The following is a 19836-nucleotide window of genomic DNA, read 5'->3' on the forward strand; positions in this document are numbered from 1 at the left end:
CGATACTGTGATCAAGCTGTCCGATGTGACGATGCAGTATCCGAAGTCGAGCAGGCCCGCGCTGTCCGAACTGTCCCTCGAACTCGACAAGGGTGAGTTCGCCTTTCTGATCGGACCGTCGGGGTCGGGCAAGTCGACGTTCTTCCATCTGCTGTTGAAGCAGGACCGGCCGACGTCCGGCGACATCTGGGTGGGCGACTTCCACGTCAACAAACTCAAGGCCCGTCAGGTCCCGAAACTGCGGCAGTCGATCGGCTGCGTCTTTCAGGACTTCCGGCTGCTCCCCAAGAAGAACGTCGCCGACAACGTGGCGTTCGCACTGCAGGTGATCGGCAAGCCCGCGTCGACGATTCGAGATGCCGTACCCGAGGTGCTGGAGTACGTGGGCCTGTCGGGCAAGGCCGACCGGATGCCGCACGAGCTCTCCGGCGGTGAGATGCAGCGCGTGGCGATCGCCCGGGCCGTGGTGAACCGGCCGTCGGTGCTGCTGGCCGACGAACCGACCGGCAACCTGGATCCGGAGACGTCGGAGGAGATCGTGGAGGTGCTCGATCGGGTCAACCGCGGTGGCACCACCGTGGTGATGGCGACACACGACCGGCACATCGTCGACGCCATGCGTCGCCGGGTGGTGGAGTTCGACAGCGGACGGCTCGTACGTAATGACGAGTACGGCGTTTACGGCATCGGATAGGGAAGAGCGGTAACGACGTGCGAGCAAACTTCATTCTGCGTGAGGTCCTGACCGGCTTCCGCCGGAACCTCACCATGACCCTGGCGATGATTCTGACCACCGCGGTGACCCTCGGCATGCTGGGCGGCGGACTGCTGGTGATTCAGATGGCCGACAAGAGCCAGAAGATCTTCCTGGACCGCGTCGAGATGCAGTTCTTCATCACCGACGACGTGACGAAGGCCGACGAGAACTGCACCAAGGATCCGTGCGCCCAGGTCAAGAGCGACCTGGAGGCCGAGCCCGGGGTGTCCTCGGTGACCTTCATCAGCAAGCAGCAGGCGTTCGATTCGGCCAAGCAGTCGTGGGAGGAGAGTTCGCCGGAGGTGGCCGAGTTCCTCAGCCCCGATTCGGTGCAGGCGGCGCTGCGCGTGCGCACCTCCGATCCGGCCCGGTTCGGCGAGATCCTGGACAAGTTCGCCAAGGCGCCCGGCATCGACGGGGTGCTCGATCAGCGGGAGCTGGTCAAACGGATCTTCAGCGTGCTCGACGGCGCGCGTAACGCGGCCTTCGTGATCGCGGCGATTCTGGGACTGGCGGCGATCCTGCTGATCGTCAACACCGTGCAGATCGCGGCGTTCACGCGGAAGACGGAGGTCTCGATCATGCGGCTGGTGGGTGCCACCCGCTGGTACACGCAGTTGCCGTTCCTGCTGGAGGCCGTGCTCGCGGCGGTGGTCGGCGCCTGCCTGGCGATCGGCGGCTTGTTCCTGGGGAAGGTATTCTTCTTCGACAAAGCCCTCGAGGACCTCTACGGTGTGAACATCTTGGCGCGCATCACGGCGGCCGACGTCTGGTTCGTCTCCCCGTGGCTGCTGCTGGCCGGCATCGTCGTCGCGGGCATCACCGCTTACGGCACGCTGCGGGTGTACGTCCGCGATTGATTTTCGACAGCTGAAGGAGTTCTCGGTGCCCAGGGAGAAGGGCCGGTCGGTGATCGCCACCAACCGGAAGGCGCGACACAACTACACGGTGCTCGATACCTACGAGACCGGCATCGTGTTGCGGGGCACCGAGGTCAAGGCGCTTCGTGAAGGCAAGGCCTCGCTGGTCGACGCGTTCGCCACGCTGGAGAACGGTGAGGTGTGGCTGCACGCCCTGCACATCGCCGAATACGGTCAGGGTTCGTGGACCAACCATCCGGTGCGTCGCAAGCGGAAGTTGCTGCTGCACCGGCGCGAGATCGATCAGCTGATCGGGAAACTGCAGGACGGCAACCTCACGTTGGTGCCCCTGCAGATGTACTTCTCCGACGGGTACGCGAAGGTCGAATTGGCCTTGGCCCGTGGTAAACAGGCGCACGACAAGCGCCGCGACATCGCCGAGCGCACCGCGAAACGCGAAGTGGAGCGGGAGATGGGCCGGCGGGTCAAGGGCATGTGAGCATGCGTGCCGCCGCGAAAGCCGGTCGGGTGCAGCGGTGGGGTGCAACGCTGCTGGCCACCTCGGCGTTGGCCGGGTGCAGCGTCGCCGAACCTCCTCCCGTCCCGGCGGAGCCGCCGCTGCAGGGCTGGCTGATCGCTGCCGACGACGGCTGTGCGGTGACCTCGGATCAACTACGGACCACGGCCGACGGCCTGCAGCGCAGTGGCCTGTCCGACGCGGGCTACGCCACCGTGGTGGTCGCCTGCGCCGGGGACCTGTCGTTCGTCGACCGCTCCGCCGAGACCGACTACCTCCGCGGGCGCGGCGTGTCCCTGCGCGTGCTCGCGCCGAGTGAAGCGCGGGTGCGGAGCGCGATCGACGCCCGCCTGCCCGCCGATATCCAGCGCACCGCCCTCACGCGGGCGGTGATGGCGGCCGAATCGGTGGTCGTCAGCGGGGACGCCCGGGTGGACCTGTCACCGGAGAACGCCGCGGTGCTGACCAACGGCGAGGTGCTCCACATGCTCCGCGACGACCGTCGTGCGCCCGGTGCGCCGGTGCGCGAGGACCCGGACGTCAGCGTGCGAGCGGTGGGCGCCACCGGGCTGCTGGTGTCGTTGACCAACTCCGGCGCCGACCGTCGTGCGGTGTCGGTGGACATCGCCGATCTCAATCTCAGCGGCGACGACTCGGTGGCGGCCACCGATCTGTGGACCGGCCAGAGGCTGCGCGCCGTCGACGGTCGGCTGTCCGTCGATCTCGCTCCCGGCGCCAACGCGCTGCTGGCCATCGGCTGACCGCGAGTTCGCGCTGCCCAGAGCGGACTTTTCGATGCGCAATCGGAGGCTGTGTCGGCGTCCGAGACGTGTCGCCGACCCGGAGGGATGAATTATGCGCCCGAAGCGGTTACAGTGGGTGGTCCACCAGCAATGGTGGGTCACTATCTCGGGGCTGATCGGTTTCGACTTCGAGCATCGAGGTAGGGGAAGCGTGTCGGTGCAGGCTAGAGACCACCGTAAGCGTCGCAGCAACCAATTAAGCGCCGATTCCAATCAGCGCGACTACGCACTCGCTGCCTGATCAGCGAGGCTAGTCTGTCGGCCCGGGTGGTGTTCCCGCACCCGGATGCCGGCATCAGCTAGGGGACTTACCGCCGTCGCCGGTCGCGGGCGCCGACGGGACATCAAACAGCGACTGGGATCGTCATCTCGGCTTGTTCGTGAGACCGAGAGATCCAAGTAGAGACACAGCGGACTGCACACGGAGAAGCCCTACTGAAGTGTCGGAGGACCCGGGTTCAATTCCCGGCAGCTCCACCGAGCAAGGTGCCCCCGGACCGAGAGGTTCGGGGGCACCTTGCGTTGTGTCACCGGAGGGGCGGGCCAGATGCGAAGGACCCCTTCGCCGAGGGGTCGGTGAAGGGGTCCTTCTCAACGGACCGAGTCGCTGGTAGCCTGAGCGAGCCGGTGGCTTGCCCCTACCGCTTATAGGGGCAAGCCACCGGGTTTTCGCTGTGGGCGTCGATCAGAATCCGATGATCAGGTTGGGGATCATCAGGAAGATCAGCGAGCCGAGCGTGCCGATCAGTTCCACGATATTGGAAATCATGCTGTGTCACCTCCTCCCGAGTCTGACGCGGTCATGTCAGATTGCCGATACATCGGCTATCAGAAAAGCCCGCCGCCCCAGAAGAAGCCGAACCAATTCCCCATGGTCCCGAAGACCAAGTTGATGAATTCAGTGAGTGTTGCCACTGTGGAACTCCTGTTCACTTTCCCGACCCGGCGCTCCCGTTTGGGATCGCTCTGCTAACTTAACCGGCGTTTCGGGAAAAGTGGCGCATTTGATGCAAATGAGACTAATCGTCTGAACGGTCTACATCGACAGACCGGTCGGGTGCCGAGCAAGGGGTACTCGGCACCCGACCGGACCGCACCACACGCAGGATCAGACGGTGCCGGAGAACACGTGTAGGAGTGCCTCGAGCACACCCGGGTTGTCCTGGATCAAGTTCCACAGAGCTTGGTCGAACATAGAGTTCCTCCTCATTTTGTCACCTGTTTGGGTGACTCCCACCGTAACCGAGGTCGTCGGCGGCGCGCAGCCGTGCGCCGCCGACGAGTCATCTCCTGCGGCGATCGGGGCCGCCGCAATGTTCCCTGAACAGCACAAACCCCCAGCCGAGCGGAGCGACTGGGGGTTTGCTGAGAGTTTGTCTACCTCAGAGATCGAGGCCGTTGATCACTTCGTACAGACCCTCTGCGTAGTGCTGGCGGACACGCTTCTTGTCGAACTTGCCCACCGAGGTCTTGGGCACCTCCTGGCCGAAGGTCCAGCGCTCCGGGACCTGCCAGCGCGGGATGCGCTCTTCGAGCCAGGCGCGGGCGCCGGCGACGTCCAGGGTGGAGCCTTCGCGCAGCACCGCGAGCACGAACGGCCGCTCGTCCCACTTCGCGTCGGGAACGCCGATGACGGTGCACTCGAGGATGTCGGGGTGGCCGGCGATCTCGTTCTCCAGGTCGACCGAGGAGATCCATTCACCGCCGGTCTTGATGATGTCCTTGGTGCGGTCCACGATCGTCATGAAGCCGTCCGGGCTGATGGTGCACACGTCACCGGTGCGCAGCCAGCCGTCATGGAACTTGGACGGATCGGAGACGTTGCCCTCCGGCGAGTAGTACGCGCCGGTGATCCACGGGCCGGACACCTCCAGCTCGCCGCTCGCGTCACCGTCGTTGGGGAGGATGTTGCCGTCGGCGTCGACGATGCGAGCCTGGACGGGTGCGGGGAAGCGGCCCTGCGTCACGCGGTACGCGAAAGCCTTCTCGGGGTCGTCGACGCCGGCCGGGACGCGTGCCACCGAACCCAGCGGCGAGGTCTCGGTCATGCCCCAGGCGTGCGTGATCGGGGCGCCGTAGTTGTCGAACTGGGTGATCATCGACGGGGGCACCGCCGAGCCTCCCACGATGACCTCGCGGAGGTGCGAGATGTCCTGCGGTGCGGCGGTGAGCTGGGCCGAGACGCCCGCCCAGATGGTCGGGACGGCGGCGGCCATCGTCGGGCGGGCCGCGGCCATCATGGCCAGCAGCGGCTCGGGCTGCAGGAAGCGGTCCGGATGCAGCAGGCTGGCACCGGCCAACAGGGCGGCATAGGGCATGCCCCAGCTCATGGCGTGGAACATCGGAACGATCACCAGCGCGGTGTCGGTGTTGGCCAGCGCCATGCCGTTGGACGCGATCACCTGGAACGAGTGCAGGTAGATGGAGCGGTGCGAGTAGACGACGCCCTTGGGGTCACCGGTGGTGCCCGAGGTGTAACACATGGCGGCGGCGGTGCGCTCGTCCAGCTCGGGCCACGCGTACTCGGTGGATTCGCCGGCGAGCAGCTCGTCCCAGGTATGGACGGTCACCCCGTCCGGTGCGGTGAAGGCGTCGGCCGGGCCGTTGCAGACGACGACGTGCTTGACCGTCGGAGCTTCCGGCACGTACTTCTCCAGCATCGGCGCGACGCTGGCGTCGACGAAGATCACCTGGTCCTCGGCGTGATTCATGATGTAGATCGCCTGCTCCGGCGACAGGCGCAGGTTCAGGGTGTGCAGCACGGCGCCCATCGCGGGCACGCCTGCGTAGAGCACCTGGTGCTCGTTGTTGTTCCACATGAAGGTGGCGACACGGTCGCCGATGCCGACTCCGAGCTTCGCGAGAGCGTTGGCCAGCTGCGCGGCCTGATCACCGATCTCGGCGAACGACGCGGTGCGGAGCCCGGATCCGGTCCACGTACTCACGGTCGCCTCGGGATAGAACTTGCGGCTGTGCTCCAGAAGGCTGCTGATGGTCAGCGCGCCTTCCTGCATGGTGGACTGGATCATTGGACTGCTCCCTTTTCGTCACGTCGTGCATCTTCGGCGCAGGGTTCAAGTGCGCCACCTCACAGTAGTCTGCACGGCGCCGGGCATGTGTCGGCCCCCGCAGTAGATCGGAGTCTGCGGGGGCCGTCACATGCGCCGAGCGAGGGGAGTCAGCGGTAGTCGTAGAAACCGTGACCGCTGGCCAGGCCCAAGCGGCCCTTGTCGATGTAGTTCTCCTTGAGCCAGGCGCCGAGCTTCTGCTGCTCCGCGTCGCCGTTGATCATGATGTTGTACGGCGTGTTCAGGCCGATGATGTCGTAGATCTGGAACGGGCCGAGCGGGGCGCCGGTCGCGATGCGCCACACATCGTCGACGGCCTTCGGGTCGGCGTAGTCGCCGGCGGCGAGCTCGGCGGCGGCGGCCAGCAACGGCACCAGGAGGGAGTTCAGGACGTAGCCGGCCTTCTCCTTGTGCATCGGGATCGGCACCATGCCGATCTCCTTGCCGAACTCCACCACTCGATCGAAGACGGTCTTGCTGGTGTCCGGGGTGCCCATGATCTCGGCGGTGTTGAACTGCCAGACCCGGTTGGCGAAGTGCATGGCCAAGAAGCGGTCCGGACGACCGGTCGACGGTGCGATGTCGCTGGGCAGCAGCGTCGAGGAGTTGGTGCAGAAGATGGTGCGCTCGGGGGCCACCTCGTTCAGCTCGGCGAAGATGTTCTGCTTGATCTGCAGACGCTCGGGAGCGGCTTCGATCGCGATGTCGACGTCGGCGGCCGCGTCGCCCATGTCGGAGTGGTAGGTCAGGCGGGCCAGCGCGGCGTCGACCTTCTCCTGCGTCGCGTCCTTGACCTCGTTCAGGTAGGTCTGCGCCAGCCCCGGGAACGTCACGTCGCGCGCCTTGCCGACGATCTCGTCGCTGATGTCGTACACGGCGACGTCGAAGCCGGAATAGGCGCTCTGGTAAGCGATTTGGGAGCCCAGGACTCCGGTGCCGATGACAAGGACCTTCTTGATATCAGTCATGCCTCAATCGTACCGGCGGGTAACACTTCGTGGCTGTGGACGAGGGAAAGTGTCCGCACCCTCACGCCACGCGGACACCCTTGGCGAGCTTGCCCGCGGGCACTCGCAGTCGGCGTACCGCGACGGCGAAACCGATCAGGCCGAGGAGGACGGTGAACGCGAGGCCCAGGTACCAGCTGCGTCCGAGGTACCGCTCGGCATGTCGGTTCTCGGCTTCCCACTGGCCGTTCTCCTCGCAGTGCACGTCCACGATGAGCGGGCCGGATCGGGCGCTGGACACCGTGGTCGCAGAAGAGCTCGGGACGGAGCTGGCCCACAGGGTCGTCCGATCGGTCCCGGCCGCGAGCGTGTCGGCGACGAGCAGCACGGGGTTCGGGGCCAAGAGCCACCAGATGTTCTCGGTGTGGTGAAACGTCTGGTCCTTCGGCACGGTGACGCAGGGCTCGCCGCGGTACTCCGGATCCGCCTCGGCCCGGACCGGATCCCAACGATGGTCCGGCCGCAGCACCGTGTGGGTGGCCTCGGTGGAGGGCAACGACAGCCCGTAGACCGCGGGCAGGCCCAGGAGCAGGAAGAGCACCGTCGACAAGGTCAGCATGGTCGACGCCGTCGGCCGGTTCGAGAGCGCCGAGAAACCGAGGCCGATGGCGCAGTAGCAGCCCAGCAGGACGGCCACCACCACGATCGCGACGATCGAAGACAGCACGGAGCTCGCCGCCTGCGCCACGCCCCAGATCAGGTAGGGCGAGGCGATCACCAGGAAGGTCAGCGACGCCAACCATGCGCCGAGCCACTTGCCGAGCGCGAGTTCGGCCGCGCTGATCGGCGTCACCTGCACCAGGGCGAGCGTGCCGTCCCGGCGGTCGCCGTTGATCGCGGCGGCGCTGATGGCCGGCGCACCCACCATGCCGACGAACAGCACGGTGCCCAGGGCGATGGTCAGCAGTTCGCGGGCCCACCCGGCGTAGGCGCCGGAGCCGAGCGTCGTCAGGTACAGCGACCCGAAGACGATGGCGGTGAGCAGCGCGAACAGGGCCAGCGCGGTCCACTTCCACCGGGTGGAGCGGATGCGCTGGCGCACCTCGAGTCCGGTGATCACCGCGACGCTGGAGAAGTTCATGTCAGGTCCGATCTGCGTGCAGGTCGAGGTAGGCCTGTTCCAGGCCCGACGACATCCGGGTGAACTCGGCCACCCGTGCGCCGGCGGCGATCACCGCGGCCAGGTGTGCGGCGGCGGCCTCGTCGTCGTCGAAGGTGAGCAGTTGCGCGGTCGAATCCGGTTGTCCCGCCAGCCGCAGTCGCCATCCCGGTGGACCGAGCTCGGCCGGTCGGGTGCGGCCGCCGACCATCAGCACCACGTGATCGACCATCTCCTCGAGTTCGGTGAGGATGTGCGAGGACACCAGCACCGCGGCACCGGCGTCGGCGGCGGCGCGCAACTGATCGCGCAGCTCCACTCGCGAGCGCGGATCCATCCCGGACGCCGGTTCGTCGAGCAGCAGGATGCGCGGACGGTGGACCAGTGCGCGGGCCAAGCCGAGGCGTTGACGCTGCCCGCGGGAGAGTTCGCTGGCCGGGCGGTGAGCGTGCTCGCTCAGGTGCACTTCGGCCAGCAGCTCGTCGGCGCGCGCGGCGGCCTCGTTCGGGGCGATCGCGTACAGCCGGGCGAAGGTCACCAGGATCTCGTGCGGGGTGAGCGAGTCCCAGGTGCCGAAGGCATCCGGCATCCAGCCGACGGCCGCGCGCAGGGCGGGCGAGTCGGCCGGGACGTCGTCGACTCGCACCTGGCCGGCGTCGGCCCGGAGCAGACCCGCCAACAGCAGCAGCAAGGTGGTCTTGCCGGCGCCGTTCGGACCCACCAGGCCGGTGATGGTGCCGGGGGTCAGCGTGAGGGACGCGTCGACCACCGCGGGGTGTTTGCCGAACGAGCGGGACAGGCCGGTGGCGACGAGGGGCATGGGGCCACCGTACTGACCCCGGAGTCAGGTTCGGCGCAGCGCCTCGCCGATGAAGTCGAGCGTGCGGCCGTGCCAGAGTCCGAGGTGGTCGAGCATCGCGTGTCGGCCGTCGGGGACCGAGACGTACTCGGCGGCCACGCCGCGCGCGGTGAGTTCGGCGATGCCCTTGCGGGTGCGGTGCGGTCGGGTGACGGTGTCGGCCTCGCCGTGGATCGCCAGGACCCGGGCGTCGTCGTGGATGTGCCGCCAATCGGCGAACTGCCACCACGGCGCCAGGGCGAGGACATCGGACACCGCGGGGTCGGCGGCCAGATGCGCGACGATCCGGCCGCCCATGGAATGGCCGACCAGCGCCACCGGGGTGTCCGGGTAGGCGGCCTTCATCCGGTCCAGGGCGTACCGGGCGTGCGGCATCGGGCTGGCCTGACCGCCGTTCCAGCCGTACACCCGGTAGGAGGCCTGACGCACCCGGACCGCGTCGCCGAAGCGCGCCTGGATGGACAGGCTGAAGGGATACATCCGCATCGCCGAACCCTGCGTGCGGGAGAACGGGCGGTAGCTGAAGTCGGTGCCGCCGGGGAGCACGAGGACCGCGAGGCGGGGAGAACGCATGAGCGCCAGACTAGGGGATGCCCGAGCGTCGGCATCCGGTGGCAGAATCGACGGTATGGGGCATTCGAGGGCCGGCACACCGGCGTTGGACGAGGATCTGATCGACGTCGCCGCGGTGGAAAGCGCGTACTACGACATCACGCCGGATCCGACGAACCCGGATCAGCAGGTGGTCTTCGGCACCTCGGGCCACCGGGGCAGCAGCCTGCACGGCGCCTTCAACGAGGACCACGTGCTCGCCATGACGCAGGCCATCGTCGAGTACCGATCGGGCGCCGGGATCGAAGGCCCGGTGTTCATCGGTTTCGACACCCACCTGCTGTCGTTGCCCGCGTGGCGCAGCGCGCTGGAGGTGCTGGTGGGCAACGGCGTCGCGGTGAGGACCGCACGTGACGACGAGTTCACTCCGACGCCCGCGGTGAGCCGGGCGATCCTGAAGTTCAACGCCGAGCATTCGGGTGTGCGGGCCGACGGGATCGTGGTGACGCCGTCGCACAACCCGCCCGCCGACGGCGGCTTCAAGTACAACCCGCCCAGCGGTGGTCCGGCCGATGGCGCGATCACCTCGGTGATCGCCGCGCGCGCGAACGAGTTGCTGCGCGACGGGCTGCGCGGGGTCAAACGGGTGGCGTTCGAGCAGGCGCGGGCCGACGACCTGGTGACCGACTACCCGTTCCTCGACGAGTACGTGAGCGCGCTGGCCGAGGTGGTGGACATGGCGGCCATCAAGGAATCGGGTGTTCGGATCGGCGCCGACCCGCTCGGCGGTGCCTCGGTCGCGTACTGGGGTGCGATCAAGGACCATTACGGGCTCGACGGGATGACGGTGGTGAACCCGAAGACCGATCCGACCTTCGGCTTCATGACCCTGGACACCGACGGCAAGATCCGGATGGACTGCTCCTCGCCGGACGCGATGGCGTCGTTGATCGCGCAGCGGTCCGCCTTCGACATCGCCACCGGCAACGACGCCGACGCCGACCGGCACGGCATCGTGACCGCCGACGCGGGCCTGATGAACCCGAATCACTACCTCGCCGTCGCGATCGACTACCTGTTCACCCACCGCCCGCAGTGGGCGGCGAGCACCGCGGTCGGCAAGACGCTGGTGTCGTCGTCGCTGATCGATCGGGTGGTCGACGGTATCGGTCGCGAACTGGTCGAGGTGCCGGTCGGCTTCAAGTACTTCGTCGACGGCCTGGCCGACGGTTCCCTGGGGTTCGGCGGGGAGGAGAGCGCCGGAGCGTCGCTGCTGACCATCGACGGCCGGCCGTGGTCCACCGACAAGGACGGCATCGTGATGGACCTGCTGGCCGCGGAGATCCTGGCGGTGACCGGGAAGACGCCGTCGCAGCGGTACGTCGAGCTGGCGGCCACGTACGGGTCCAGCGCGTATGCCCGGATCGATGCTCCCGCCGGGCGCGAGCAGAAGGCCAAGCTGGCCGCGCTGTCGGCGGATCGGGTGCAGGCGGAGACTCTCGCCGGGGAACCGATCACCGCGATCCTCACCGAGGCGCCCGGCAACGGCGAGGCGATCGGCGGTCTGAAGGTGACCACCGAGAACGCCTGGTTCGCGGCCCGCCCGTCCGGCACCGAGGACGTCTACAAGATCTACGCGGAGTCGTTCCGCGGCCCCGACCATCTGGCGCAGGTGCAGGCGGAGGCCCAAGCCCTGGTCGACGCGGTTCTCCTCGACTGAGCGACGGGCGGGCAGCCGGTCAGGCCAGGCTGGGGACGGTGGGATCGATCGGCACCTCGATCACCGTGGGACCGGACCGGTCCCACGCCTGCGCAAGGGCCGCCTGGACCTGCGCGGGCGTCGACGCGACGACCCCCGTCGCTCCGTAGCCCTGCGCCAGGACAGCCGGCGCGATCCCGGGGATGTCCAGGCCCGGCACATTGGGGCTCTGCTCCAGCTTTCCGAAGGCCTTCAGGATCGCGTACTCGCGGTTGGTGGGGACCACCGTCACGAGCGGCAGCTCCTGCTGGGCGGCGGTGTAAAGAGCCTGCAGTGAATACTGCATCGAGCCGTCGCCGATCACCGCGAGCACCGGGCGCCGTCGGCCGCTGTCGCGTTCGGCGAGGGCGATGCCGACCGCCGCGGGCAGGTTCCAGCCCAGGGCGCCGCTGGCGAAGGTGTAGAACGAATCGGCCCGGGTGACCGGCCATTCGGAATGCAGGTCGGCCAGGTTCGACGGGCTCTCCTCCACCAGGACGGTGTCCGGCGGGCACGCCGCGCGCAGCACGCGGAACAACTGGCGGGCGGTCATCTGCTCGTCGTCGTTCGCCGCCTCGATCGACGCCTCGGCCGGCGGGTGCGGGGCCATGCCGTGCTCTTGACGTTCGACGGTGGCCTGTGTGGAGCGGGCCGGCACCAGCGTGGTGAGTGCTTCCAGCGCCAGCACCGCGTCGCCGATCAGGCTGTCGCCGACGGGCGCGCGGCCGGACTCGTCCGGGTCGGCGGTGATGTGCAGCAGACGCGCGCCGTCGGGCAGATAGGCGCCAGGGATCCACGGGTAGTAGCGGAACACCGGTGCGCCGATCACCAGCACCACATCGTGCCCGGCGAGGCGTTCGGCGAGCGGTCCCTGCGCGAAGGGCAGGCCACCGGCGTACAGCGGATGGTCCTCCGGGAACGGGGGTCGTTCGCTGCTGGGGGCGGCCCACACCTTGACCCCGGCGTGTTCGGCGAAGGCCACCGCCTGGCGCCAGCCGTCACCGCGGGCCACGTCGGCGCCGAGGACCAGGACGGGATCGTCCGCCTCGGCGAAGACGCGGGCGAACTCGGCCAGTCGTGCCGGGTCGGCGGCCACGCGGCCGGCCACCGAACGCACGGCCAGCGGAATCGGGCACGGGGCGTCCCAGTCGTCGAGCGGGATGGACAGGAACACCGGTCCGGCCGGCGGCTGCAGGGCGACGGCCCAGGCGCGCATGAAGGCGGCGGGTACGTCCTCGGGCCGCACCGGCTGGTAGGCCCACTTCACGTACGGGGCCAGGACGTTCTGCGGGTCGTGATTGGCCAGCCACGGATCCAGCAGCAGCATCTCGCGGGTCTGCTGGCCCGCGGTGATGATCAACGGGGTGTGGTTGGCCGCGGCGGTGAGCGTGGCGCCCATCGCGTTGGCCGCGCCCGCCGCGGTGTGCACGTTCACCAGCGCCGGAGTGCGGGTGGCCTGCGCGTAGCCGTCGGCGGCGGCCACCACCGAGCCTTCGTGCAGACCCAGGATGTACCGGAAGTCGTCCGGGAAGTTCTGCAGGAAGGTCTCCTCGGTGGAGCCGGGGTTGCCGAACACGGTGGTCAGCCCCAGCTCGCGCAGCAGGGCGAAGGTGGCTTCGCGGACCGTCGTCATGCGGATGTCCTGTTCTTTCGGTGCGACGTCGAACGTCAGACTGCCAGCGGGTTGGCGGTGGAGGTCATGTGCGGATGGGTGGCGGCGCGGCCGGCGGTGTCACCGATCGCGTCGGCGGTCAGCACGAACGAGTCGGCGCGGGCGGCGTTCCAGTCGTCGGCCCACGACGTCGGCGGCTCGGTGAGCAGTTCGCCGGGGCGCAGCCATTCGTAGATCTGCGCGTACGACTGCGACCGGTTGGGGGCCACGGTGCGCATCAGCATGCTCGGGTGCAGTTCCTCGAAGCCGCGCAGGCCCATGGAAGCCACGAACTGCTTGGCGTTGGAGACCACGTGGCGCTGCAGGTTGTAGACGCGTTCGGTCTTGTCGGCCACGTCGAGTGCCCGCGACCGCTTGGCGTCCTGCGTGGCCACGCCCACCGGGCACTTGTTGGTGTGGCACTCCTGGGCCTGGATGCAGCCGACGGCCATCATCATCGCGCGGGCGGCGAGGGTGAAGTCGGCGCCCTGAATCATCCGCTTGACGATGTCGAAGCCGTCGGTGACCTTGCCCGAGGCGCCGATGCGGATGCGGTCGCGCAGACCGACGCCCACGAGGGCGTTGTGCACGGTCATCAGGCCCTCGGTCAGCGGCATGCCGACGTGGTCCTCGAATTCGACCGGTGCCGCGCCGGTGCCGCCCTCGGCGCCGTCGACGATGATGAAGTCCGGCACCACACCCGTGGTCAGCATGGCCTTGCAGATGCCGAGGAACTCGCTGCGCGAGCCGACGCACAGCTTGAAACCGACCGGCTTGCCGCCGCTGAGGGTGCGCAGCTGCGCGAGAAACTCGCAGAGTCCCTCGGGGGTGTGGAAACGGTTGTGCGAGGGCGGGGACACCACGGTCTTGCCCGCGGGCACCCCGCGCATCTCGGCGATCTCCTGGGTCACCTTGGCTCCGGGCATCACGCCGCCCAGGCCGGGCTTGGCGCCCTGCGAGAGTTTGATGGACACGCACTTGATCGACGGCGCCTGCACCTTCTGGGCGAAGACGTCGGGGTCGAAGTGACCGTCGGCGGTGCGGCAGCCGAAGTATCCGGTGCCGATCTCCCAGATCAGGTCGCCGCCCGGTTCCAGGTGGTAGCGGCTCAGTCCGCCTTCACCGGTGTCGTGGATGAAGCCGCCCTTGGCGGCGCCGCCGTTGAGGGCGAGGATCGCATTGGCCGAGAGCGCGCCGAAGCTCATCGCGGAGACGTTGAACAGCGCCATGTCGTACGGCTGGGTGCAGTCCGGTCCGCCCACGCGCACGCGCGGATCGGCGTCCGGCGCGGGGTGCGCGGCGATGGAGTGCCGCACGAACTCGTAGTCGGGCCGGTAGACGTCGAGCTCGGTGCCGAACGGATCGACGTCCTTGACGTTCTTGGCGCGCTCGTAGACCGCCGTCCGGTTGGTCCGATCGAACGGGCGGCCGTCGTAGTCACGCTCGATGAAGTACTGCTGGATCTCCGGGCGGATGAACTCCAGCAGGAACCGGAAGTGGCCGAGGACCGGGTAGTTGCGCAGGATGCTGTGCCGCTTCTGCAGCAGGTCGTAGGTGCCGACCACTGCGATGAGCAGCAGCGGCACCGTGAGGAACAGCCACCAGGGAGAGACGAGAAAGACGAGGGCGAACGACGCTCCGCTCAGAATCCAGAACGCCAGAATGCTCAGCCAGCGAGCCACGGGAAAACCTCCGTTGAGAAGTGTGGTCGCGGCACGGTTCACCGTGACCGGTGGAATCTGCGGTGTGATCCGCGAGTCGGTCAGTCGGTGTGCGGGGTGAGCGCGATGTACTTGGTGTCGAGGTACTCCTCGATGCCGGTCACGCCGCCCTCCACCCCCAGACCGGAGTGCTTGACGCCGCCGAACGGAGCCGCCGGGTCGGAGATCACGCCGCGGTTGACCCCGACCATGCCGTATTCCAGGCGGGCCGCGACGCGCTTCGTGCGGTTGAGGTCGTTGGTGTAGAAGTACGACGCCAGGCCGTAGTCGGTGTCGTTGGCGGCGGCGACGGCCTCGTCCTCGGTGTCGAAGCCGACGATCACCACCACCGGACCGAAGATCTCCTCGTCGCGGATCCGGCAGTGGGCCGGCACATCGGTCAGCAGCGTCGGCGGATAGAAGAAGCCGGGGCCGTCGAGCCGGGTGCCGCCGGTCTGCACGGTGGCGCCGGCCTCGATCGCCTCGTCGACCAGGCCCGCGACGCGGTCGAGTTGCTTGGCGTTGATCAGCGGACCGAGCTCGCTCGTGTCGTCGTACCCGGGGCCCACCGTCATCGTGGACAGCCGCTCGGTGAGGGCCGCGGTGAAGGCCGGCCGGATGCCGTTCTGCACGAAGAAGCGGTTGGCCGCGGTGCAGGCCTCGCCGCCGTTGCGCATCTTGGCGGCCATCGCGCCCTCGATCGCCTTGTCGAGATCGGCGTCGTCGAACACGATGAACGGCGCGTTGCCGCCGAGCTCCATCGACGTGCTCAGCACCTGGTCGGCGGACTGCTTGATCAGGAGGCTGCCGACGCCGGTGGACCCGGTGAACGAGACCTTGCGGACGCGGCGATCGGCCATCACCGCCGCCGACTGCGCGGCCGAACCGGTGCCGGTGGGGACCACCGTCAGCACGCCGGGCGGCAGACCGACGTCGGCGAAGACCTTGGCGAGCAGCAGCATGGTGAGCGGGGTGTCCTCGGCGGGCTTGACGATCATCGGGCAGCCGGCGGCCAGTGCCGGACCGATCTTGCGGGTGCCCATGGCGAGCGGGAAGTTCCACGGCGTGATCGCGTACGACGGGCCGATCGGCTGCTTGATCACGAGGATCTCGCCGTTGCCCGCGGGCGCGGTGGTGGTGCGTCCGCCCACGCGCACCGCTTCCTCGCTGAACCAGCGGAGGAACTCGGCGCCGTAGTTCACCTCGCCGACGCTCTCCGGGAGGATCTTGCCCATCTCCAGGGTCATCAGGAGCGCGAAGTCGTCGGAGCGGCGCTGCACCTCTTCGAAGGCCGCCCGCAGGATCTCGGCGCGTTCGCGGGCAGGGGTGGCCGCCCACTTCGGTCCGGCCTCGGCGGCCTCGGCGACGGCCGCCATCGCGTCGTCGACGCCACCGTCGGCAACCTCCACCAGAACATCGCCGGTGGCGGGATCGATCACCGGGAACGTCTTGCCGGATTTCGCGGGCACCGAGGTGTTCGAGAGCCAGATACCGGTGGGAACCTCGGCGAGGAGGGTGCGACGGTCAGTCATCTATGCAGTCCTTCAGCTCAGCGTTCAGGGCCGCATCGGCCGTCGACGACTTTGCGTTGCCCCCTGTCTTCCAGCCTAGGACGTCCCGGTCCGATTATGGGCGAGTCGGACATTGCGGGCGGCTCGTGTCCCGGGGGGACCGACTAGAGTCGAGCGGGTGAGCAAGAAGACGCCGGGTGAGCCGAAACAAGCTGCGAACTACCAGCCTCGAGCCACGTCGAGTCGCTCGACCTACGTGATGATCGGCGTGGCCGTCGCGGTGGCCGCGTTGATCATCGGCGGCCTGGTGTGGAGCAGCAATCGCGATTTTCCTCCGGTCGAGGACGAGGTGTTGGCCGAGAACGCGGCCTTCATCGTCGGCGATCCGCAGGCGACGATCACCGTCGACGTGTTCGAAGACTTCACCTGCCCGGCGTGCAAGGAGTTCGAGAGCCAGTCCGGCACCAGCCTGGCCGCGGCCGTGCAGGCCGGGCAGCTGCGGGTGCGGTACCACCTCCTGACCTTCATGGACGAGAAGTCGCCGTCGGGTGACTACTCCTCGCGCGGTGCCGGCGCCATCCTCTGTCTGGCCCGCGGCGGCGACGACGTGGCGGTGTTCAATCGACTGCATGCCGAACTGTTCGCCAAGGCCGGCGGCGACAGCGATCCCGACAACGCCGCCATCGCGGTGATGGCCGCTCAGTCCGGGGCCTCCGAGGCCACGCAGAAGTGCATCGCCGACGGCGCGCAGATCGACGCCGCACGGGCGATGGGGGAGGCCTCGCGTCAGCAGCTGGGCAACTCCAACGACGGCCGGGTGGCCACCCCGACGGTGCTGGTGGCCGGCGAGGCGATCGAGGGCATCAACGAAGGCAACGCCTGGATCGAGAAGCTGATCTCGGGCGGACCGTCGAACTGAGTACCAGTCCGACTCGGCAAAAGTGCCTTGACCAGCGGATTTGGTGCCGCTTCCGGCGGTAGGGTAACTTAGCTAGCGCACCTGAAGGGGTGCAGAAAACCGAACACGGGGCTATGGCGCAGCTGGTAGCGCACCACACTGGCAGTGTGGGGGTCAGGGGTTCGAGTCCCCTTAGCTCCACCCAAACAGATGAGCCGCGAACATCGTTCACACGATGTTCGCGGCTCATCTGCATCCCGGGTGTTCGTCGTCCCCGCACCTGATCCGCCGTGTCGCGACTCATCCTTCGTGGCGCCGCGCTGCAGCGTTGGCGACACGAAATGCGGGTCGCGATACGGCCGACCGTCGCGTTCCGGTGGCGGCCGGGGCGTTGTCGGTCGCAGGTCACAGGGCGACGTGGGGATGTCCCCCGCGGGTCCAGACGGGCTCTTGAGAGAAGGGCGTCAGCATGCTTCCACTCGGGTTCCTGGGATGGATCATCATCGGCGGTTTGATCGGCGGGATGATCTTGGGGCTGGTCGTCGACGTTGAGTCGGGCGGCTGGTTCTTCAGCTTCCTGACCTGCTTGTTGGGTGCGACGATCCTGCTGTGGGTCGTCAAGGCGGTTTCCGGTAGCAAGGCGTAGTTCGGGGCCGGGGCCCCGTGTCTGCGGCGGGTCCCGGTGTCGTGCCGGGCCAGCGGCGTGAGTAGCAGTCCCGCTGACCGGGGTGTGAGCGTGGAGTAGGTCAGCGGCTCAGTGCCCACGGGGACAGCCGGTCGGTGAGGTGCAGCGCGAGCCTCGGGGCGAGCTGGTTGTCGGCGGTGAACTCCACGCCGAGCAGGTCCTGGATCTTCGCGACCCGGTAGCGGACCGAATTGTGGTGCAACTAAAGGACTTTCGCCGTCTCGCGGAAGTTGCGTCCGGTGGCGAAGTACGACGACAGGGTGGCCCGCAACGCGGGCGCTCGTCGTTGTCGGAGGGTGGGTTTACCAGGTTCGTAGAACATCGGAACTAGGAAAAGATGTGCTGACTCGCTTCGGGAGGTGAGCGGCCATGGCATAGCGAACCGCTTCGAGGTGCCTTAGTTGTCTAGACCGTTGGCTGCGGTCGTGCGTTGAGCTTGCCGCCAGGGAACTCTGCCGTCTGGTGCGGTCGTCTGGTGGCTGCACCAGACGGCAGGGCTGTCAGGCGGGAGGGGGTCAATCCGGGTGAACAGGCGCTCGTCTGTGATCAGTTGCCTCCGCGCCGGATCGGGAGACGACTGCCGCCGCGAGCTGACTCCCTTTGGGTCGGTTTGGCAGACGAAAGTCCTATCGGGTAATCTCGCCGTGTCCTTGTCGATTCCAAATCGTTACCAAACTCGAAACGGACCTGATTGTGCCGCAATTCCGCGTGAATGCCGATAACTCCATGAACCCCGCCGCTGGTCAGGCCAGTCGGGCTGGCCGCCATCGCGTCGCTCGGTCCGCCCGGACGTCCGTGCCTGCCCGTGTTGGCGCGCTCGCCGCGTTCACCGGAGCCGTCGGCCTCGCCACCATCTCGGCCGGCGAAGCCGCCGCCAAGCCCGCGGCGAAGTCCGACGCGCCCGTGGTCCTGCCCGGCAACATCACGGTGCCGGCGAACCTGGATCTGCCGAAGGAACTCGACAACGCGATCCGCGGCCTGGCGCTGCCGACGCTCCCCATGCCCGGCCAAGCTGTGAAGCCGGCGTCCGGAACCGTCACCTCGAACTACGGTGCACGCTGGGGCGCCCACCACAACGGTGTGGACATCGCCAACAAGATCGGCACCCCGGTGTACGCGGTGACCGACGGCGTCGTCCTCGAGTCCGGCCCGGCGTCGGGTTACGGACAGTGGATCCGCGTCCGTCAGGACGATGGCACCACCGGCATCTTCGGCCACGTCGACCAGAGCTTCGTGCGCAAGGGCCAGCGGGTCACCGCCGGCCAGCAGATCGGCACCGTCGGCAACCGCGGTAACTCGACCGGCCCCCACCTGCATTACGAGGTCTGGAACGCCGGTGGCTCGCCGATCAACCCCCACGCCTGGCTGGCCAAGCGAGGCGTTCACCTGTAGAGCTTCGCTGCTCCATTAGCTTGCAGCAGACGCCGCGGTCCGGTGCCGAAATTTCTGGCACCGGACCGGGGCGTTTTGCATCGGGCCTCGGTCAGGTCAGGGGAGTCCCGGCCCACTCCCGCAGTCGCGGCAGCGGCCAGGTGGTGACGATGCGGTCGGGATCGATACCGTGCTGCACCGCCCGCACCGCGCCGAGACGGGTGAACTCGAGTTGGCCCGGCGCGTGCGCATCCGAATCGATGTCTGTTGCAGTCGGTCGAGGTAGTCGGGCAACTCGCCAGCCGACGCCTCCGTAATCACCGATGCGGTGGTCGTGCCGATCCCGGCGACCTCGGTCAGCGTGCAATCCCGCAGCCGCCGGCCGAGTTCGTCGTCGTCCATGGCGGCCACGATGCCTGCGGCCTTGCGGAAGGCCTCAATGCGATAGCTGCGTTGGCCGTCGCGCTCCAGCAGCCACGCGATCCGCGTCAGCGCGGTCACCGGATCGACGGGTGCGGTCAGCGGGGCGAACGTCTTCATGCTCTGCCCGGATCGTCGGGGTCGCGGAGCTCGTCGGTGAGCCAGCCGAGGTAGCGCGTGCGCCTGCAGCGTCTACACCGCGAGACCGCGTCGATCAGCGGCTCAGTGCCCACGGGGACAGCCGCTCGGTGAGGTAGATCGGACGCCACACCTGAGGCGAGCGCCCCAACGCGTACGGGGTGTCCGACGACCACGACTGCCCGCGGTGAGATGTCACCGC

The 19836-nt window shown here is 68.0% G+C and carries 19 protein-coding genes, 1 tRNA gene and 1 other RNA gene; 10 read left to right on the top strand and 11 right to left on the bottom strand.

The genetic code is table 11. The annotated features are described in order from the left end of the window. The first annotated feature begins 7 nt into the window (after window positions 1–7). From ftsE to ssrA, 5 genes are all read left to right on the top strand, one after another. On the top strand, window positions 8–694 hold the full coding sequence (gene ftsE / locus ACFFJD_RS04395; protein WP_382361491.1) for a cell division ATP-binding protein FtsE: 687 nt from the start codon (window positions 8–10) through the stop codon (window positions 692–694). Window positions 695–711: 17 nt separating this feature from the next. Next, window positions 712–1617: a permease-like cell division protein FtsX gene (gene ftsX / locus ACFFJD_RS04400; protein ID WP_382361494.1), complete on the top strand. Its 906-nt coding sequence runs from the start codon at window positions 712–714 to the stop codon at window positions 1615–1617. 25 nt (window positions 1618–1642) lie between these two features. Next, a complete protein-coding gene (gene smpB, locus ACFFJD_RS04405) occupies window positions 1643–2116 on the top strand; it encodes an SsrA-binding protein SmpB (protein ID WP_382361497.1) in 474 nt (157 codons plus the stop codon). 2 nt (window positions 2117–2118) lie between these two features. Next, the gene (locus ACFFJD_RS04410) at window positions 2119–2895 is read left to right on the top strand and encodes a hypothetical protein (protein WP_382361631.1); all 777 of its coding nucleotides are present in this window, start codon (window positions 2119–2121) and stop codon (window positions 2893–2895) included. A gap of 150 nt (window positions 2896–3045) precedes the next feature. After that, window positions 3046–3417: a transfer-messenger RNA gene (ssrA, locus tag ACFFJD_RS04415) on the top strand. A 902-nt stretch (window positions 3418–4319) separates the two neighbouring features. Here ssrA and ACFFJD_RS04420 read toward each other — a convergent pair. From ACFFJD_RS04420 to ACFFJD_RS04440, 5 genes are all read right to left on the bottom strand, one after another. Further along, entirely contained in the window at window positions 4320–5966 is a 1647-nt protein-coding gene (locus ACFFJD_RS04420; protein WP_382361500.1) for a long-chain fatty acid--CoA ligase, read from the bottom strand. Between the two features lie 149 nt (window positions 5967–6115). Then, window positions 6116–6973 carry a 3-hydroxyacyl-CoA dehydrogenase gene (locus tag ACFFJD_RS04425; protein WP_382361503.1) on the bottom strand — a complete coding sequence of 286 codons (858 nt, stop codon included), beginning with the start codon at window positions 6971–6973 and terminating at the stop codon, window positions 6116–6118. A gap of 61 nt (window positions 6974–7034) precedes the next feature. Beyond that, window positions 7035–8093: an ABC transporter permease gene (locus tag ACFFJD_RS04430; protein ID WP_382361506.1), complete on the bottom strand. Its 1059-nt coding sequence runs from the start codon at window positions 8091–8093 to the stop codon at window positions 7035–7037. Between the two features lies 1 nt (window position 8094). Beyond that, complete coding sequence (locus ACFFJD_RS04435) at window positions 8095–8931, bottom strand: ABC transporter ATP-binding protein (protein ID WP_382361509.1); 837 nt, start codon at window positions 8929–8931, stop codon at window positions 8095–8097. A 24-nt stretch (window positions 8932–8955) separates the two neighbouring features. Further along, window positions 8956–9543, bottom strand: coding sequence for an alpha/beta fold hydrolase (locus ACFFJD_RS04440; RefSeq protein WP_382361512.1), 588 nt, complete (start codon window positions 9541–9543; stop codon window positions 8956–8958). A gap of 55 nt (window positions 9544–9598) precedes the next feature. Between ACFFJD_RS04440 and pgm the strand changes: the two genes are divergently transcribed. Beyond that, window positions 9599–11242, top strand: coding sequence for a phosphoglucomutase (alpha-D-glucose-1,6-bisphosphate-dependent) (pgm, locus tag ACFFJD_RS04445; RefSeq protein ID WP_382361516.1), 1644 nt, complete (start codon window positions 9599–9601; stop codon window positions 11240–11242). A 19-nt stretch (window positions 11243–11261) separates the two neighbouring features. Here pgm and mdlC read toward each other — a convergent pair whose 3' ends face one another. The 3 genes from mdlC to ACFFJD_RS04460 form a co-directional block, all read right to left on the bottom strand. After that, window positions 11262–12893, bottom strand: a complete 1632-nt coding sequence (mdlC, locus tag ACFFJD_RS04450; RefSeq protein WP_382361519.1) for a benzoylformate decarboxylase — start codon at window positions 12891–12893, stop codon at window positions 11262–11264. Window positions 12894–12928: 35 nt separating this feature from the next. Then, window positions 12929–14593, bottom strand: coding sequence for an FMN-binding glutamate synthase family protein (locus ACFFJD_RS04455; protein ID WP_382361522.1), 1665 nt, complete (start codon window positions 14591–14593; stop codon window positions 12929–12931). 80 nt (window positions 14594–14673) lie between these two features. Beyond that, complete coding sequence (locus tag ACFFJD_RS04460; protein ID WP_382361525.1) at window positions 14674–16143, bottom strand: NAD-dependent succinate-semialdehyde dehydrogenase; 1470 nt, start codon at window positions 16141–16143, stop codon at window positions 14674–14676. Between the two features lie 157 nt (window positions 16144–16300). On the opposite strand from ACFFJD_RS04460, the gene ACFFJD_RS04465 reads away from it, so the two are divergent. The 3 genes from ACFFJD_RS04465 to ACFFJD_RS04475 all read left to right on the top strand — a co-directional run bounded on the left by ACFFJD_RS04465 (window position 16301) and on the right by ACFFJD_RS04475 (window position 17666). Beyond that, window positions 16301–17041 (top strand): DsbA family protein, encoded by a 741-nt coding sequence (locus ACFFJD_RS04465; RefSeq protein ID WP_382361528.1) that lies wholly within the window; start codon window positions 16301–16303, stop codon window positions 17039–17041. A 107-nt stretch (window positions 17042–17148) separates the two neighbouring features. Beyond that, window positions 17149–17221: transfer RNA gene (locus tag ACFFJD_RS04470), tRNA-Ala, on the top strand. A gap of 268 nt (window positions 17222–17489) precedes the next feature. After that, the gene (locus ACFFJD_RS04475; RefSeq protein WP_382361530.1) at window positions 17490–17666 is read left to right on the top strand and encodes a GlsB/YeaQ/YmgE family stress response membrane protein; all 177 of its coding nucleotides are present in this window, start codon (window positions 17490–17492) and stop codon (window positions 17664–17666) included. Window positions 17667–17766: 100 nt separating this feature from the next. Here the strand turns inward: ACFFJD_RS04475 and ACFFJD_RS04480 are convergent, their stop codons facing one another. Beyond that, window positions 17767–17907 (bottom strand): helix-turn-helix domain-containing protein, encoded by a 141-nt coding sequence (locus ACFFJD_RS04480; protein ID WP_382361532.1) that lies wholly within the window; start codon window positions 17905–17907, stop codon window positions 17767–17769. A gap of 524 nt (window positions 17908–18431) precedes the next feature. Here ACFFJD_RS04480 and ACFFJD_RS04485 point away from each other — a divergent pair. After that, the gene (locus tag ACFFJD_RS04485; RefSeq protein WP_382361535.1) at window positions 18432–19097 is read left to right on the top strand and encodes a M23 family metallopeptidase; all 666 of its coding nucleotides are present in this window, start codon (window positions 18432–18434) and stop codon (window positions 19095–19097) included. Between the two features lie 96 nt (window positions 19098–19193). Here ACFFJD_RS04485 and ACFFJD_RS04490 read toward each other — a convergent pair whose 3' ends face one another. Next, window positions 19194–19616 carry a hypothetical protein gene (locus tag ACFFJD_RS04490; protein ID WP_382361538.1) on the bottom strand — a complete coding sequence of 141 codons (423 nt, stop codon included), beginning with the start codon at window positions 19614–19616 and terminating at the stop codon, window positions 19194–19196. A 94-nt stretch (window positions 19617–19710) separates the two neighbouring features. Then, window positions 19711–19833 (bottom strand): hypothetical protein, encoded by a 123-nt coding sequence (locus ACFFJD_RS04495; protein ID WP_382361541.1) that lies wholly within the window; start codon window positions 19831–19833, stop codon window positions 19711–19713. Window positions 19834–19836 lie beyond the last annotated feature (3 nt).

This window comes from Gordonia phosphorivorans, assembly GCF_042432625.1.
Classification (GTDB): domain Bacteria; phylum Actinomycetota; class Actinomycetes; order Mycobacteriales; family Mycobacteriaceae; genus Gordonia; species Gordonia phosphorivorans.